Source organism: Kitasatospora sp. A2-31, from assembly GCF_022288725.1.
GTDB lineage: Bacteria > Actinomycetota > Actinomycetes > Streptomycetales > Streptomycetaceae > Kitasatospora.
Genome location: NZ_JAKNTA010000038.1, coordinates 1 through 16,138 on the forward strand (window position 1 = coordinate 1; position 16,138 = coordinate 16,138).

The window sequence follows — 16,138 nt, forward strand, 5'->3', positions numbered from 1 at the left end:
GCGACCGCCGGTGTCGACCGCGCTCTGGCGGCCGTCCAGGTACAGGGTCTGGCCGCTGTCGTCGGCCGTCAGGACGGCCTGGTGCCAGTTCCCGTCGTTGACGGTGCGGTCGGAGGTCAGCGTGTAGCCGGACCAGCCCATCCAGAACTGGCCGTGCAGGCGGCCGTCCGAACCGACGTACAGCGCGTCGTTCCAGTGGGCGTAGGAGGGCCGCGGGGTGTCGACCGGCCAGTCCTGGTAGCTGTACAGCGGCCCGCCGTCGGTGGTCTTGAACCAGAGCTCCATGCTGGCCGGGCCCTTGCTGGGGGCGGCGTCCGCGGGCAGCCGTAGGAAGGAAGTGCTGCCGTTGAAGACGGCGGAGCGCTGGTTGTTGTAGTCGCTGGTGGGACCGTCGGCGTTCAGGACGACGTCCTGGTAGGTGCCGGAGGTGCCGTCGGGCAGCGCGGTGCCGAGCTCGTCGAGCGCGTACCACGATCCCGAGGGGTCGTTGAGGCGCCAGTAGCCGTATGCCCCGTTCTGGACGACGGTGGAGCGGTAGGCGCCGGCGGCGTCGATGCCCCCGGGGGGTCCCGAGGTGGTCGCGGCGCGGTACTGGGCGGCGATGGTGCCCGCGCCGAGGGCGTAGTTGAAGATCGCGAAGTCGCTCAGCGCGCCCTTGAAGTGGCCGGCGGAGTCGGTCGGCGCGGCGGGCCAGCTGTCCGTGGTGCCGGCTCCGAGGTAGGCGTAGGCCGACCCGTTGTAGGTGATCGGGAGCCCGGTGGCGTTGGCGGAGGCCTTGGCGCCGTCGAGGTAGAGGGTCTGCCCGGAGGAGTCTCCGACGAGGGCGGCGTGGTGCCACTTGTCGTCGTTGACGGGTGCAGGTGAGACGGTGCCGTTGGCAGGGTCGCCGCTCCACATGGTGCCGTGGAGCCTGCCGTCGGTGCCGACGTACAGCGCGGGGTTCCACCGGTCCGTCGAGCCGTTGGGACGGCCTTCGACCGGGAACGACTGGTAGCCGTAGAGGACACCCGGGCCCGTCGTCTTGAACCAGAGTTCGACGGTGGTGGCCCCGTAGGGCTTCGGAGCGATGTTGCCGGGCAGCTGGATGTACGAGGTGGTGCCGTTGAAGCCGGTGGTGGCCGAGGTGCCGGAGGCCCAGGGCCCGCTCTGGCAGCAGGTGGTGCCGTGGTTGGTGCCGCGGTTCTGGGCGAGCGCGGCCGAGGAGACGACCTCGGTGACCTGATTGCCGCTCCTGTCGTCCAGGCGCCAGTACCCGGTGGGGTGGGCGTCGAGGACCGCGGCGTCGTACTGCGCCTGGCCGCCGGTGAGCGCGGTCTGGTACAGGGCGGTCGCCCTGACCGTGTCGAAGCCGTGCGGGAAGGCCGCGACGTCGGCGATCTGTCCCTTGAAGTGGCCGGCGGAGTCGGCCGGCGCGGCGGGCCAGCCGCCGAAGACGGCTCCGGCGCCGAGGAACACGTGGTCGGTCCCGTTCGGTGCGATGGTGCCGTTCAGCGGGCCGGCGGCCAGGGTGCCGTCGAGGAAGAGGCTCTGGGAGGTCGGGCTGTCGGCCGACAGCAGGGCGAAGTGCCACTGGTTGTCGTTGACGGCGCCGCCGGTGGCCAGGGTCTGGGCGGCGTCGCCCATCCAGAGCTGGGCGCGCAGACGCCCGTCGTTGCCGATGTACAGAGCGGGGTTCCAGCGGCTCGTGGTCCCGTTGGAGCTCCCGCCGACCGGGAACGACTGGTAGGAGAGCAGGACGCCGGTGTCACTGGTCCTGAACCACAGGCCGAGGGCTCCCGGTCCTGCCTGCGGGGCGTAGGCGGCGGGCAGTTCGGCCCAGGACGTGCTGCCGTTGAAGGTGGCCGCGACGGCCCCGGGGAACGGGCCGGTAGCACCGAGGGCGACCTCGGAGTAGTTGCCGCTGTTGGGGGTCGGGCGGGGCGTGTAGACCTGGTTGGCGGCCTGGACACCCGCGCTCTCGGACAGCCGCCAGTAGCCGGCGGGCCGGGAGCCCATCACCTGGCCGCGGTACTCCTGGGAGGAGCCGGAGACGGTCGGCGCGTTGAGCTTCCAGGTGCCGCCGTTCTCGTCGGTGACCTCCGCCGCACGGTCCTTGAGGGTGTCGTAGGCGACGGAGAGCCTGGTCTTGCCCGAAGGGAGCTTGAGTCCGGACAGCTCGGGCGAGGCATGGCTGCCGGCCTCCCAGAGGGACGCGGCCGCCGGGGCGCCGAGCGTGCGGTTGTAGAAGGCGACGTCGCTGATGCTGCCGGAGAAGTAGTTCGCACGACCGGTGTAGTCGTACGGCGTGTCCGGCCAGCCGGCGCTGATGAAGCCGCCGCCGACCGCCTCCGACCGCTGACCGGGCGCGATCACGGCGCCGGGCAGACTGCCCTGGGCCTGCCCGTCGAGGTACAGGGTCTGGGAGGTACCGGCTGCGGACAGCAGGGCGAAGTGCCACTTGCCGTCGTTGACCGCGTCCGAGGAGTCGATGGTGTTGGACGGCCCGTTCCAGAACTTGGCGTGGAGCTTCCCGGACACGCCGACGTAGAGCGCCGGTGTGTAGTTCGCCGGTGTGGCGCCGCTGCCGGGGAAGGTGTCCGCCTGATAGCTGAACAGCACGCCCCAGGCGGAGGTCTTGAACCAGAGGCCGACAGAGGTGTACGAGGACGTGTCGAGCACGCTCTGCGGGAGCGTCACGTAGCCGGAGGTTCCGTCGAAGGTGGCCGCCGTGGCCGTCGACGCCGTCGGACCGGGGGTGCCGAGCGTCACGCCGCTCGCGGAGTAGTGGGCGTTGTCGTTGCCCTGGTTCTCGATCACCTCGCTGACGGCCGTGTCGCCGCCGGCCTCACCGAGTCGCCAGTACGAGACGGGGGCGGAGTCGAGCACCGCCGAGCGCAGGTGGGATCCCTCGTTGTAGCTGTACGTGGTGCACGGGCGCGCCGTGTTGGTGCCGGCCGGGGGTGTGCACACCTGGTCCAGCTGGTCGGGCTTCGCGGCATTGTACGTGTACGTCCACGTCAGGGCCGTGTTCCAGTCGGTGCCGGTGACCGGGTCCGTGTACACCTTCGCGACGTGCCGGCTGTCCGCGGTCCACTCCAGGTGCAGGGCGCGGTGCGACGCCACGTCCGTCACCGTGTCCAGCCGGCCGTCGGCGTAGTGGAGGCTCTGCTGGTGGCCCGCCGAGTCCGTGACCCCCGACAGGGCGTGGCCCCCGTTGGAGGCCGCGTGGAACTCGTAGCGGGTCCCGCCCTTGACTTGCAGGTCGTAGCCGCCGTCCGGGGCGGTGCTCAGGGACTCGAACTCGCCCGGTGGCGGCGTGAAGACGCTCCCGCCGTGCGGGTCCGCGCCGAAGCGGGCGGCGCGGCCGTTGGCGGTGGTCAGGACGACGGAGCCGGTGCCGTCCGCGTCCGGCTGGACGCGCATGTCGAACGCCGAGGTCCAGCCGGCCCCGAAGAGCGTCGAGGTGCGGGGGTCGAGCGAGTTGTAGGAGCGGGTGACCGCCAGGGCCGGGCCCACCGTCTTCACCTCGGCGTCGGTGGCCTCGGTGGTGTAGTTGCCGACCTTGGGGTCGAAGGTGCGGCCCGAGGCGTCGCCGGCCGCACCGCCCAGGTGCGAGGTGATCAGCGGTTGCTGGACCTCGGTGGAGAAGGACGCCGTGTCGGACAGCGGGCTCTCCCCCACGTGGTCGCCGGCCTTGACGTTCCAGAGGTAGCTCTTGCCCCACTCCAGCACGCCGGCGGGGACCGCCCAGGACGTGCTGGGCTGCCAGCCGGACTCCGCGATCAGCTGGGGGTCGCCCGAGGACGGCTTGGTGTAGACCCGGAAGTCGTAGTCGAGCCCGAGGCCGGGGTAGTTGTCGACGTCGTGACCGATGGCGTACAGCTGCGGCTGAAGACCGCCGACGACGGAGCCCGACAGCGGGGCCATGAGGTCGAGTTGGGGGTTGAGGGCCGCAGCCGCCACCCAGGTGCAGTTCTGGTACGGGATGCCGTAGGTGTCGAGCAGCGAGGCGGTGCCGTTCACCAGGCCGTCCCAGCACAGCTGGTAACTGCGTCCCGGGGCCATCGGCGGGATGGTGGCGGTGAAGGTCACCGACTCACCGGACTTCACCAGGCCGGGGACACCGGTGGTGGTGCCGGCTCCCGGCCACAGCTCGTTCCAGTTCTCGTCGTAGAAGCGCGGGCGGACCCGCATGCTGTTGGAGTTCCACCAGTTCGCCGCGAGGTTGGTCATGGTGACCTGCTGCGAGCCGGGTGCCACCGCCGTCGGCGGGACGTAGTTCGGCGGGACGGAGTAGCTGGCGGCCCAGTCGACGTAGGTGAGCTTCAGGTAGGGCGGGAACTTGGTGTTGACGCTGTCGAACTTCTTCCACGCCTGGATGTCACGGGTGTCGGAGGTCAGTGCGAAGCCGTAGTTGGGGGCGCCGTGCGTCCAGCTGTTGACCAGTTGCACGCCCGCGGTCGTGGCCGAGTCGCCGAGGTTGAACGGCACGGTGACGGGCGAACCGGGGCAGTAGTTGCTGTTGGGCGCCTTGAAGGAGGCGGAGGCGATGGCCGCGGGGTCGAAGGGTACCTGGGAGGCGTTGGTGACGCCGGCAGGGTTCCAGGCCGAGGTGATCGCGTGGACCACGACCTCTCGCTGGAGGCAGCCGCCGCTCCAGATGGCGTTGAGGTTCAGCTCGGCCTTCTGGATGTACATGTTGCCGAGGTTCGAGCCCAGGGAGTCGAAGACCAGGTAGCTGATGTCCGAGGGGGATCCCCCGTTGTAGCTGCCGACCTTGAGGGTGTCCTCGCTCGAGTGGTTGTAGGAGTTGGTCGAGTCCACGTAGGTCGACCGGGTCGCGCCGATCTGGCCGGTCGGGTCGACCTTCACCGGGAAGACCCGCCGGGGGTCCTTCAGCCATCCGGCGTCGATGTCCATCACCAGGGCCGGCTTGCCGTCGATCGCGGTGAGCCGGTAGGTCACGGCGTCGGAGTGGGCCGGCTCGCCGGAGTGCGGGTCGACCGCCGAGTCTTCCATGAATCCGCGCGGGATCGTCATCCTGGCGTGGCCGCTCTCGTCGGTGAACTGCACGTTGCCCGCAGCGTCCAGGGCGGGCGACAGTCCGGTGACGGTCAGCGGGAACACCCAGCTGGTGGGCGCGGAACCGCTGTGCAGGACCAGCGACTCCTTGATCCCTGCGGCGAGGGCGTTGTACACCACGTCGGTGTCGGGCAGCGCACCCGGATAGGTCAGCTTGTCCGTCGCCGCGACGGCCTCCACCGGCCGCGCGTCCTGGAGGCTGTACGACAGGCGGTGCCCCGGGTCGATCGTCCAGTCCAGCAGCACCGGGCTGTCGGCCTTCGGCGCGAAGCTGAGCGCCTGGTCGTTCGCGGCCTCGGCCCACCGGTTGTCCCTGCGGCGGGACAACCCGGTATCGATGTTCTCCCAGGTCCCGTCGGCCTTCTTGTAGTGGACGGGTCGGGTGTAGACGCGCATCGTCTTCGTGCCGTCGGAGTTCTCGAACACCGAGGTGGTCGGGGTCCTCGCCCCGGTGACCTCGGCCGCGCCGGCGGGGTCGGCAGGGGCCACCCAGGCCGCGGAGGAGTCCTTGGTCGGCGCGGTCCGCCCGGCCGTCGCCTCTCCCGCGCTCCTGGGCGCGTTCTCGTCGGCCTTCCGGCGGCCGCGCCCGGTCAGGTCCGGCGGTGTCACCTGGACGCCGGCCACGGGCTGCTGCGGCTCGGGCGTACGCAGCTTGCCGGGGCCCTGCGCGGTCGCCTGCCCGGACAGTTCGCCGGGGGCGGACGTGTGTCCGGCCGATACGCCGTCGGCGGCCTTTCCGCGGGACGTCTCGGCCGCGCCGACCCGGTGGCTCAACCCGTCGGTGCGGCCGGCGATCTGCGGCGGCGTGGGCGGTGCTGCAGATCGCGCGCCCGAGGGTGCGAGCCGTTCGGCGAACGCCACGGCGGGCTGGATGGCCACGGCCTGGACGAGGAGCATGCACAGGAGCGCCGACAGCCAGCGTGCCCTGCCCCATACGGTGGTGCCCCGAGCAGGTCCGACGAGACGCGCGAAAGGAACTGCGTGTTCGCGGGCGCGGTTGCTGGTGCGGCCTATGAGCGAAGCCGTGTGGCGGTGCGAAAAGCGACGCAAGGCCGTCCCCAAGGTAGGCGGATGCGGAGTGCCACACCCCCTATGGGCAGGCCCACGAACGTTCTATCGACCGCGCGCGAGTTCCGTCCAGTCACAAATGCGTTCTTCCTCACGGGAATTGACGATGTATGGGTCAATTCATCACCAAATGATCTAGGCAAAGGTCTGCTAAAGACCGCCCGGACTCCATTCCTCCGGTACACCCGCTCGTCATCCGTGGATACGATCTGTACCCGCCCGGGGGCACCCCTGGGTCACATGTGTTCGTCAACTTCCGTTCGGGGGAACAACTTTGTCCGGTCGGCGCCGCTTCGTCCACATTGGTGGCGCTGCGCTCCTCGCCCTGGCCTTTCTGGGCGCGACCTCCGCGAGTCACGCGGAGTCCATTCGCGCCGGCGAATGGCCCCTCGATTCGGGACATTTCAGGGCGGACGAGATCTGGGCGACCAGCCGCGGATCCGGCACGACGGTGGCCGTCGTCGACAGCGGGGTAGCCGCCGACCATCCCGATCTGGCCGGCCGGGTACTCCCCGGTGTCAGCCTGCTGGGGGACGGCGGTGACGGCCGGACCGACACCTCGGGCGACTCCCACGGCACGGCCATCGCCGGCATCATCGCCGCCGGCGGAGGGCCTGCCCCGGGCGACGGGATGACAGGTCTGGCGCCGGAGGCGAAGATCCTCCCGGTCCGGGTCGGCCCGGGCGGCCAGATCTCCGCGTCCGCAGTCGCCCGCGGCATCGTCTGGGCAGCGGACCATGGCGCACAGGTCATCAATATCTCCGTCGGATCGCCGGATCCCGACCCGCTTCTGCGACAGGCCGTCAGCTATGCGATGGAAAGGGACGCCGTCGTGGTCGCCTCCGCCGGAAACGACGGGGACAGAGGAAATCCCGCCATGTATCCGGCGGCCTTCCCCGGTGTCGTCTCCGTCTCGGGAGTCGACTCCGCCGGGGTCTTCTGGCCGTCCAGCGAATCCGGGCCGGGTATCGTCGTCGCGGCACCCGCCGTCGGGATCCTCTCCACCAATGACCAGGGCAGCTACGTCAATGCCGACGGCACCAGCTACGCGGCCGCGTACGTCTCGGCCACTGCCGCGCTCATCCGCTCCAGTCATCCCGAATTGAGCGCGGGCCAGGTGATTCACCGCCTCATCACCTCCACGATCGAACGCCTTGACCGTCCGGACGCGAAACTCGGGTACGGCAGGCTGGATCCGCTCGCCGCTCTGACCGGTGTCCAGGACGCGGCCGGCCGCGAGAACCCGCTCCTGCGCCCCCGGGGGGCCGAGCCGTCCGCCTCGTCGTTCCCCACCGTCCCGGTGGCAGCGGTCGCCGCCGGGTCTGTCCTGGCGGTCTCGGCCGTGGTCCTCGTACGGCTCCGTTGGCGCCGCCGACCCGCACCCCCGGCACCCGCGCGACCCCGGTCCGCCGGCGGCGGGGGCAGGAACAGGGGCAGCCAGGGGACCCGTCGCTCGGAAAGGCCCCGGAAGAGCCGCCGTTCCTGACCGTTCCACCCGTCTTCGCCGCCCCCTGACCGCCGTACCCGCCCAGCCGTGTCAGCCCCGAGGAGAGTCCCTCCGATGCCGCTCCGCTCCCTCCACTCCGGCCGCAGGCGGCTTCTCCCGGCCGTACTCGTTGCCGCGGTCGCCGCCGGCCTGGCCGCACTCGCGCTCGTCCGCGGATCCGGGAACGACCAGGCTCCGCCACCCGCCCGCGCGAACGACCTCTCCGGACGCGCCACCGCGTGCCTGGCCGCCGACAGTGCCACGGCCGCGGGCAACGACACCGTCTCCTCGGTCTGGACGGCCATGCAGAAGGCCGGCACCCAGCACGGCACCAACGTCCAGCAGATGATCGCGCCCGCCATCGATGCCGGTCAGTCCGGCCCCGTCCTCGCCGGGTTGGTCACCCAGCGCTGCGACCTGATCGTGACCGTCGGGGCTCCGTTCGGTCAGGCCGGTCCCGCACTCGCCTCGGCGGTGCCGTCGCTGCGGATCACCGCGGTCGACTCCGGTTTGACCGCCGCACCGCCGGCAGTCGCCCTCGTCACCGGCCCGGGCGCCGCCGAGGCCGTCGCCCGGCAGGTGGCCGAGCTGCGGCTGCACGCAGCACCTCGCTAGGAAACCCTGGCCTGCCGGTAGAACGGCGCTGCGCGCGGCCGGCCGCCTGGACGATGTCGATGACCGACGACTGCATTCTCGGGTGTGTGTGATCCACTCGGGGGTCACGGTGGCCGCCGTCGGAGGATCGCGTCGGGGTGGCGGAGATACGGTCGAGCGTCATGCCCTACACGGGCGCCGTCCGGCCGTAGCGGCGCCCCTCGGGCGGAGCCGCCGTCAGCGGCGGGCCGGGAGGATCGCGATGCCGTTGGGGACCGGTCGTTCCCGGTCGTGGTCGAGGTTGTTGCGGACGACGACACGGCCGGTGGCGGGCGCGCGGGTGGCGATGGTGGCGGACCCTCCGCCGTCCAGGTAGGAGGCCTCGGCGCAGTCCAGGGAGTGGAGGACGCCGGCCAGTTCGCTGAGCGTGAGTCCGGTCGAGGTGCCCCCGCGCCCGTCGGTGGAGAGTAGCCGCAAGAGACGGCCGCCGCGGGCGGTGCCGATGGCCGTGCGGGGCACGGCGGTGACGGTGTCCAGGCCCGGCAGTGGACGGTGGTCGCGGATTAGCGGGCGGGCGCCGAGGGCGAAGGCGAACGGCACCGGGCCGCGGGAGGCGAGGCGGTAGTCGACCGCGGCCAGGGCGCCCGGAACCAGTGCGCGCAGGGCCCGGGCGCCGGCTTCGCGACCGAGCAGGACGGTGGTGTCCGGATCGATGGGGCCGGTGCCCGGTGCGTCGGAGACCGTCGCGATGCGGCCGTGGCGGATGGTCACCTCGTAGGTGTCACTCGTGCAGGGGGCGGCCCGGTCGTCGTCGGTCCCGCACGCGGCGCGTGCACGGGAGACCTCTCCCCACCGGGAGGTGAAGGCTCCGATCGAGTCGACGGGCAGGGCGTACTGGTTGAGGCCGCCCAGCACCAGTTCCCCCTGCGGGGTGCGGATGTGGCCGTGCAGCACCAGCCGGTCCATCCGGGCCCTGCCGTCCACCCCCACACCGAACACGTCCGCAGCGGTGTCACCGGGCGGCTTCCTCCGGCCGAAACGCTGTCCGGTGGGCACTGCGCCCTTCAGCGGGCGGCCGTTCAGGACCGACGGGCCGGAGGCGGCACCGGTCGCCTGGACACCGGGGTGCTGCTCCTCGGTGATGTCGAAGAAGTCGCCGTTGATCGCGGCGAGGGCCCCGGCCTCCTCCGCCATCCGGGAGACCGTCTTCCGGGCGGCGACCGCGCCCGGGTAGAGCAGGTCGGCGGCCACCCCCGGACGTTCCAGATCAGCCGTCACCACGTGGACACGAGCGCTGCCCTGCGCGGTGGGAACGGTGAACGCCTCGTAGACCACACCGGGCGCCACCTGCTCACGCACCACGGCGGAACCGGCCGGAGCGGTGATGGCCGGGGCCGCGACGGCCGGGTGGGCCGTGGACCCCGACCCCAGGGCCACCGAGACCAGGGCCAGAGCAGCGGCGGCGCTCGTGACAGACCTCATGAGATCACTATGGGCGGCACCCGGCGGCGTTCCGGCGCAGGCGCGGCAACCGACCGTCAGGAAGCACCCGGCCGGGCAACCCCGGCGGTTCAGGGGACCCGGGGCTCGGTGCGGGCGTGCGCCCGGCGACCGTCCCCGGATCGGTCCGCCGGCGGTCGGCGGGCGCCGGGGTGCCGGCGAGGCCGTCAGCGGGTACAGAAGCCGGGTACCGGCGCGGCGATGAGTCTTCCGCTCCCGGCAGGTCTATATCTCGACCGGGACGACCGACTCATCAGGAGTGCAGACATGGGCCTCATCCACATCGAGCTGTTCGCGACCCTCGACCTCGTCGGGCAGGCACCCGGCGGACCCGACGAGGACCCGGTGGGGTTCCCGTTCGGCGGCTGGCAGGCGCCCCTGCTGGACGAGGTCACCGGGGCGCAGATCGGTGCCGCGTACGAGGGCACGGACGCCCTCCTGCTCGGGCGGCGGACGTACGACATCTTCGCCGCCTACTGGCCGCACCAGAAGGACGGCGAGATCGCCGAGCTCTTCAACCGCGTCCCGAAGTACGTGGCCTCCCGCGGCACGCCCGACCTCCCGTGGGCCGGGTCCACGCAGCTCGGCCCGGACCTGGCCGCCGCGGTGCACGGGATCCGCGACCGGCACGAGAACGTCAAGGTCGTGGGGAGCCTGGACCTGGTGCAGACCCTTCTGCGGGAGAAGCTCTTCGACCGGCTCGACCTGTGGGTGCACCCGATCGTGCTCGGCGTCGGCAAGAAGGTGTTCGACGGCGGCGCGGTGCCCACGAACCTCACGCTCCTCGAACCGCCGGTGGCCGCCCCGCAGGGCACCGTGTACCTGCGCTACGGGATCGCCGACGGCACGCCCGCCACAGGCGACATGAGCGCACCCGACCGCGGTCTCGGCCACGACGACCTCCGTTGACCTTCCGATGACCAGGGGCCCTGGCCCGAGGGGCGCCGCTACGGCCGGACGGCGCCCATGTAGGGCATGACGCCGATCGGGAGGACCTCGATGTTCTTGCCGGTGCGGGGGGCGTGGATCATCTTGCCGTCGCCGATGTAGATGCCCACGTGGTGCAGGTCGTTGTAGAAGAAGACCAGGTCGCCGGGCTGGAGGTCGCCGCGGGCGATGCGGGTGCCGGCGTTCCACTGGTCCTGCGACATCCGGGGGAGCTTGATGTCGGCCGCGCGGTAGGCGGCGCCGGTGAGACCCGAGCAGTCGAAGCTGCCGGGGCCGGTCATGCTCCAGCCGTAGGGCTTGCCGAGCTGGGCGTAGGCGAACTGCACGATGGCGGCCGCGCGCCCGCCGGCGGCCGGCGGGGCCGGGGCGTTCGTGCCGGGGCGCTCGGCGGAGCGGGAGGCGCGGTCGGCGGCGGCGGCCTGCTGGGCGGCGGCCTTGGCCTTGTCGGCGGACTCCTGGGCGTTGATCTTGGCGCGTTCGGCGGCGCTGAGCTTGTTGAGCAGGGCCTGGGCCTGGGCGAGTTTGGTCTGGATCTGGTTGCGCTGCGCCCCGAGCGAGGCGCCGACGGTGTCGAGTTCGGCGAGGGTCGCGGCGGCCTCGGCGCGGTCCTGGTCGAGCCTGCGCTGTTCGTCCTGGGCCTGCTTGAGCAGGTTCGCCTGGGAGCCGGCGACGTGGTTCTGCACCGAGGCGCGCTCCAGGTAGGCGGCCGGGTCGGAGTCGAGCATGAGCCGCACGCCCGGGTCCATCCCGTTGTTGCGGTACTGGTCGGCGGCCACCACGCCGAGCCGGGTGCGCAGTTCGTTCATGGCCTCCTGGCCGCGGGCGACCTTCTCCTGGATCCGGTTGGCCTCGCCCTGGAGCTTCTGCTGCTTGGCCTGGAAGCCGTTGTAGCGCTCGGTGGACTGCTCGGCTTCCTCGTTGAGCCGGTCCACCTGCTCCTTGACGGAGGCGAGGGCCGGGGTGGGTTCGGCGTGGGCCGTGCCGGAGGCCAGTACCGCGCCGCCGGCCATGGCCGTACTGAGGGCCGCCAGGCGGGCCCGACTCGGGGGGCTGGGCTTGCGACGCTTTCCCATGCTGGCGGGCTCTCCTTCGGGACCGGGATGGGGACACTGGAGTAACGCTCGGGGGTTGCACCCGGGTTTACCTGGAAGGCGCGGGGAAATGGGAAAGGATCGGTGAAGGCGATCCGGGTCGACCGCTGTCAACGAGGGGTGGTGCTACGCGCCTGCCACCTCGCCGTTCTGGTGAGCCGGCGTCAGCGACGCGCCGCGAAGACCGCGACGCCGTTGGGGACCGTTTCAGCTCTCATCGCAATCGTCGCTGCCTGCGCAGATGACAGATCAAGCACACCATTCCGACGCCCAAGGATCAGCGGGCCAACCGGCAACGTGGAGGCAGTCAGGGTGGTCGGCCCGCGGGCTTCGACAAGGAGATGTACAGGCGCCGCAAGGAAGTCGAGCGCACGATCAATCGCCTCAAGGCTTCCGTGCCGTTGCGACGCGCTTCGACAGCGCGCCTACGTCTTCCACGGGCAGTCAGCCTTGCGTCTGTCCGCTCTGGCTCCGCCGGTAGATCAAGTATCCCAGGATCCGGACGTGGCTGTCACCGTCCTTCGGGAGGAGATTTTGTCGGGATTTGCACACCTAAGGTTGCGGATGACCAGCGAGAACCTCGATCTGACGTGGAGTCGAGATGGCATCTGACATTGCCGAAGTGGCTGCGGAGCTCAACATGATGGTTGCGGCAGATCACCAGGCCGCGCGCCATGCGAACAGCGAGGACCCGGCGGAGCAGTTGGCCTGGCGGCGCTTGACCGCACAGCACGCGGACCGTCTCAACGAGATCATGGACGAGCACGGATGGCCGACCGCAGAACGGGTCGGTGAGGACGCGGCCCGGGCCGCTTGGCTGATCGCGCAGCATGCGGACCGGCAGCTCGACGTTCAGCGGCGCGCGCTGCGACTGATGGAGCAGGCGGTGGCCGACGGCGCCGCCAGCCCGCGAGATCTTGCCTTCCTGCGGGATCGCACCCTTGTGAACGAAGGGAGGAAGCAGATCTACGGCACGCAGATCGCCGGCGTGAAGGACGGCACGCCGACCCCGTGGCCCTGCGAGGAACCCGAGCACATGGACGAGCGCCGTGCAGAAGTGGGAATCCCACCGTTCGCCGAATACATCGCTCAGTTCTCCATCACCTGACGCCCTGGAATCCGGCGGATCACGCTCACGTCCGATCCGCCGGACAGACGCCGCTCGCCCCGGACCGCGGCCTGGATCGCGTTCCCGGACGGCGCCTGTCCAGCCCTGGCCCCGGTCGACCCGCCTGCCTGAGTGAGCGGCCGGTCAACCCTCGATGCCGGTGGAAGTATGGGCCGCACCGACGGGCTTGGATTCGGGTGAGCCGCGCTGACGAAGGTAGACGGACAGGATCGCCATGGAAGCGACCGCCAGCAGCTCGGACTGCCAGTTCTGCAGGGTGCGGTTCCAGAAGTCCGCGGAGGTGACGTACTGCCCCCAAGTTACGGGTGCCTGCAAGTCACGCAGCTGCTCTGCGTTGTAGGCCGACCAGCCGGTGATGGACTGCGAGGTCCAGGAACCGAGGAAGAACAGGGCCATGATCAGGCCGAGGGAGCGGGAGAACAGGGCGAGGCGCAGTCCGCCCGTGCGCGCCCAGGCAGGGGAGGCGTCGGTGGCGTGGGGGCCGATCTTCTGTTCGCGCTGCGACTCGGTACCGGCCTTGTCCAGCTCCTTCGATTCGGGCGAGCCGCGCTGGAGCAGCCAGACGGTGCCGAAGATGTAGAGGAAGAACTGCAGGTATTCCGACTGCCAGTTCTCGGTGACGTCGACGGCGAACTGGGAGCTGGTCAGGTAGCGGGCGAGACCCAGCGGTTGCAGGCCGGCGGCGGTCAGCTGGTTGTTGAGGTCGGCCTGTCCAGCGGCGGCCTGGCCGGCGAGCGCCAGCAGGAAGGCGGTGCCGAAAGCCAGCGTCAGACCGTTGTTCCGCAGGAAGCGGCCGGTGGCACTCACCGCTGCAACAGCCCGATCGTGGTGAAGTAGGCCAGTCCGCCGACCACCACGACGATGCACAAGGTGAACAAAGCGCGCACGCTCAGTCCCCCTTCACATCGCACCGGTAGGGCATCTTGGGCCTGGGCTCGCAGGCCGCAGCCGTGATCTTCCACCCCTCGGGAAAGACGGACAGGAAGACCGTGTCTCCTTCCATGACGGCGCGGGCCTGCTGGCCGAACACGTCGATCCGGCGCAGCTGGCCGCCCGCCGGGAGGTTCAGACCGGCGATGGCCTGTTCACACCCTGCCTTCTCCTGGTCCTCCAGTTCGTCACGGGTCCCGGGGGCCAGCGCTGCGCACATTGCTGCGGTGTCCCCGCGGACGGTGTCCTGTTCGAAGGTGCGCACCACTGCCGCGGCGGCATCCTCCCGGCTGGCCAGCTGCCCGCACCCTGTGACGGTGGCGGCGAGCACCACCGCAAGTCCCCATCGGCGCGGCCCGCGGGGCCTGGGCGGTACGTCCGAACCGGACATCGGATTCATACCGGACAGCGCAGCACATGACGAGTGTCGATTCAACGAGGCGCGACCGTGGCTGCTCGGCAGGCTGCCGGCGGGATCTCGACTCCGCCCGCGCCGCTCGGGCCGGAGAGCCCTGGTGCCTGTGCTCCTGGGCGACCCCGAGAGTTGGGGCACGGCCCCTCTGTTCGGAGTCGGGCCGCAGCTGCTGCTCGGCATACTCATGCCTTCGTTGCCACCAGGGTTCGCGCCCGCTCGCTGAGGTCGTGGACCCTGGCGTTGCCGGTTCACGGGCGGATGCCGGAGAGCATCTGCCGGAAGTGGTCGGCGTGTAGTCCGCGGACAACACAGCATCCGGCTGTGGCCGCAGGAGGAGTGGCCGGCGCGGGTACTGCGCGGGTGTTGTCCGCGGACAACATCCTGTGAACCTCGCGCTGGCGGCGCATGGGTAACCCAGCGCGCCCTCCTTGAGGGAGGTCGCCCTTCCGGCCATCGTGTTCAGCCGTCTCGTCCCCGATTGGCTGGGGTTATCGACGGGGACCCAGGGAAGCGGGTCGGGAACGCGATCAGCTTGTTGATCGCCCGCTCGACGACGTTGCACTTCTTGTACCGCTCCTTGTCGAAACCGGGAGGCCGACCGCCGCGGGAGCCACGTGCAACGCGGTTGGCCGCCTGGTCGGCCTTCTCCGGAATGACATGACGGATACCGCGTTTACGCAGGTAGGCCCGCGTGCGTCGATTGCTGTAGGCCTTATCCGCGCTCACGCTGTCGGGCCGTGTACGGGGCCGCCCGGCACCGGCCCGGGGGACGCGGATCTTCTCCATGACCGGCTCGAACTGGGTGCAGTCCGCCCGTTGTCCGGGTGTGACCAGCAGGGACAGCGGGCGGCACCTGCCGTCGGCACTCAGATGGACCTTGGTGGTGAAGCCGCCGCGCGAGCGGCCCAGTCCCTCACCTGCCGCACCACCTCCGCCAGGTGGGCGGCGAGCCCCGCCCACGCCGGCTCGATCTGATGTCCCATTGCCACCGCCCCCTTTGAGGACACGGCAGGCGGCGGGGCCTTGCGCGCACCGGCTGCGTGGTGGTGGGCGCGCATCACCGTGGAGTCGACAGAGACGTCCCCGTCGATCGCGCCCTCGGCATCCGCAGCTGCCTGGACCTGTTGGAGCAGCCGCTCCAAGGTCCCGTCGGCCGACCACTACAGGAGCCGCTTGTGGACGGTCTTCCACGGGCCGAACCGCTCCGGCAGGTCGCGCCACTGCACGCCGGTCCGAACCCGGTGCAGGACACCGTTGATCACCTGCCGATGGTCCCGCCACCTGCCGCAACGTCCATTGCTCACCGGTAGGAGCGGCTCCAGCCGAGCCCACTCCGCGTCCGTCAGATCACCGCGACCAGTCACACCAAGCTAACGTGCCGGTACTTGGGGGTGAAGACCAAGTGAGCGTGCAGGGTGGAGACGACCGTACGGCCCCTGCGACTGCTGGGGTTTGGTTCCCATCGGGGTGACATGGATCACGATATGATCACCATCATGAAGATCGTGACGCAGGTGAAGCTGATGCCGGAGGCCGACCAGGCCGCCGCGCTGCGCTCCACCCTGCGCACGCTCAACGAGGCCGCGTGCTGGGTGTCCGGCATCGCCTTCGAGCACGATGTCCCGCGTGAGTACGAGCTGCGCAAGCACACCTACGCAAAGTTGAAGGCCCGTGGAATCGGGGCGCAGGCCGCGCAGCACGTGATCAAGAAGACTCGTGACGCCTACACCACGTTGAAGGCGAACATGCGGGCCGGGAACCTTGGCAAGCCCGGCAGCAAGCGCCGGACCAAGGCCGAGACCAAGCCGATCGCCTTCCGGCCCGAGGCCGCGCAGCCCTACGACGACCGGTGTTTGAGCTGGCAGTACGACCAGCAGACCGTGTCCATCTGGACCATGTCCGGGCGACTCAAGGGC

Annotated in this window: 9 protein-coding genes and 3 pseudogenes; 6 read left to right on the forward strand and 6 right to left on the reverse strand. The window is 70.6% G+C overall.

The features are described 5' to 3' along the window. On the reverse strand, positions 1 to 5,958 hold a 5,958-nt coding region (locus tag MCM47_RS38010; RefSeq protein WP_305068075.1), incomplete at its 3' end, for a LamG-like jellyroll fold domain-containing protein. Between the two features lie 445 nt (positions 5,959 to 6,403). Here MCM47_RS38010 and mycP point away from each other — a divergent pair. Further along, the gene (mycP, locus tag MCM47_RS38020; protein WP_238951544.1) at positions 6,404 to 7,615 is read left to right on the forward strand and encodes a type VII secretion-associated serine protease mycosin; all 1,212 of its coding nucleotides are present in this window, start codon (positions 6,404 to 6,406) and stop codon (positions 7,613 to 7,615) included. A gap of 75 nt (positions 7,616 to 7,690) precedes the next feature. Then, positions 7,691 to 8,230 carry a hypothetical protein gene (locus MCM47_RS38025; RefSeq protein ID WP_238951545.1) on the forward strand — a complete coding sequence of 180 codons (540 nt, stop codon included), beginning with the start codon at positions 7,691 to 7,693 and terminating at the stop codon, positions 8,228 to 8,230. Between the two features lie 216 nt (positions 8,231 to 8,446). Here MCM47_RS38025 and MCM47_RS38030 read toward each other — a convergent pair whose 3' ends face one another. Further along, on the reverse strand, positions 8,447 to 9,691 hold the full coding sequence (locus MCM47_RS38030) for a phosphodiester glycosidase family protein (protein WP_238951546.1): 1,245 nt from the start codon (positions 9,689 to 9,691) through the stop codon (positions 8,447 to 8,449). Between the two features lie 285 nt (positions 9,692 to 9,976). Here MCM47_RS38030 and MCM47_RS38035 point away from each other — a divergent pair, with 285 nt between their 5' ends. Further along, positions 9,977 to 10,618, forward strand: a complete 642-nt coding sequence (locus MCM47_RS38035; protein ID WP_238951547.1) for a dihydrofolate reductase family protein — start codon at positions 9,977 to 9,979, stop codon at positions 10,616 to 10,618. 38 nt (positions 10,619 to 10,656) lie between these two features. On the opposite strand, the gene MCM47_RS42130 is transcribed toward MCM47_RS38035, so the two are convergent. After that, positions 10,657 to 11,730 (reverse strand): C40 family peptidase, encoded by a 1,074-nt coding sequence (locus MCM47_RS42130; protein WP_305068077.1) that lies wholly within the window; start codon positions 11,728 to 11,730, stop codon positions 10,657 to 10,659. A 227-nt stretch (positions 11,731 to 11,957) separates the two neighbouring features. Between MCM47_RS42130 and MCM47_RS38050 the strand changes: the two are divergent. Then, positions 11,958 to 12,207 (forward strand): annotated as a pseudogene (locus tag MCM47_RS38050) (IS5/IS1182 family transposase); the annotation flags it as partial. Between the two features lie 142 nt (positions 12,208 to 12,349). Continuing rightward, positions 12,350 to 12,856, forward strand: a complete 507-nt coding sequence (locus MCM47_RS38055) for a DUF6624 domain-containing protein (protein WP_238951548.1) — start codon at positions 12,350 to 12,352, stop codon at positions 12,854 to 12,856. 144 nt (positions 12,857 to 13,000) lie between these two features. Here the strand turns inward: MCM47_RS38055 and MCM47_RS38060 are convergent, their stop codons facing one another. From MCM47_RS38060 to MCM47_RS38070, 3 genes and pseudogenes are all read right to left on the reverse strand, one after another. Continuing rightward, positions 13,001 to 13,684, reverse strand: coding sequence for a DUF6766 family protein (locus MCM47_RS38060; RefSeq protein WP_238951549.1), 684 nt, complete (start codon positions 13,682 to 13,684; stop codon positions 13,001 to 13,003). A gap of 82 nt (positions 13,685 to 13,766) precedes the next feature. Next, positions 13,767 to 14,141, reverse strand: coding sequence for a hypothetical protein (locus MCM47_RS38065; RefSeq protein ID WP_238951550.1), 375 nt, complete (start codon positions 14,139 to 14,141; stop codon positions 13,767 to 13,769). A gap of 588 nt (positions 14,142 to 14,729) precedes the next feature. Further along, positions 14,730 to 15,586, reverse strand: a pseudogene (locus MCM47_RS38070) (IS5 family transposase); the annotation flags it as partial. 132 nt (positions 15,587 to 15,718) lie between these two features. Between MCM47_RS38070 and MCM47_RS38075 the strand changes: the two are divergent. Beyond that, a pseudogene (locus MCM47_RS38075) lies at positions 15,719 to 16,138 on the forward strand (RNA-guided endonuclease TnpB family protein); the annotation flags it as partial.

What these genes read in the sequence shown, in the direction of transcription:
- MCM47_RS38025 (WP_238951545.1), top strand. Translation starts at nt 7,691, where the DNA reads ATGCCGCTCCGCTCCCTCCACTCCGGCCGCAGGCGGCTTCTCCCGGCC.
- MCM47_RS38035 (WP_238951547.1), top strand. Translation starts at nt 9,977, where the DNA reads ATGGGCCTCATCCACATCGAGCTGTTCGCGACCCTCGACCTCGTCGGG.
- MCM47_RS42130 (WP_305068077.1), bottom strand. Translation starts at nt 11,730, where the DNA reads ATGGGAAAGCGTCGCAAGCCCAGCCCCCCGAGTCGGGCCCGCCTGGCG.
- MCM47_RS38055 (WP_238951548.1), top strand. Translation starts at nt 12,350, where the DNA reads ATGGCATCTGACATTGCCGAAGTGGCTGCGGAGCTCAACATGATGGTT.
- MCM47_RS38030 (WP_238951546.1), bottom strand. Translation starts at nt 9,691, where the DNA reads ATGAGGTCTGTCACGAGCGCCGCCGCTGCTCTGGCCCTGGTCTCGGTG.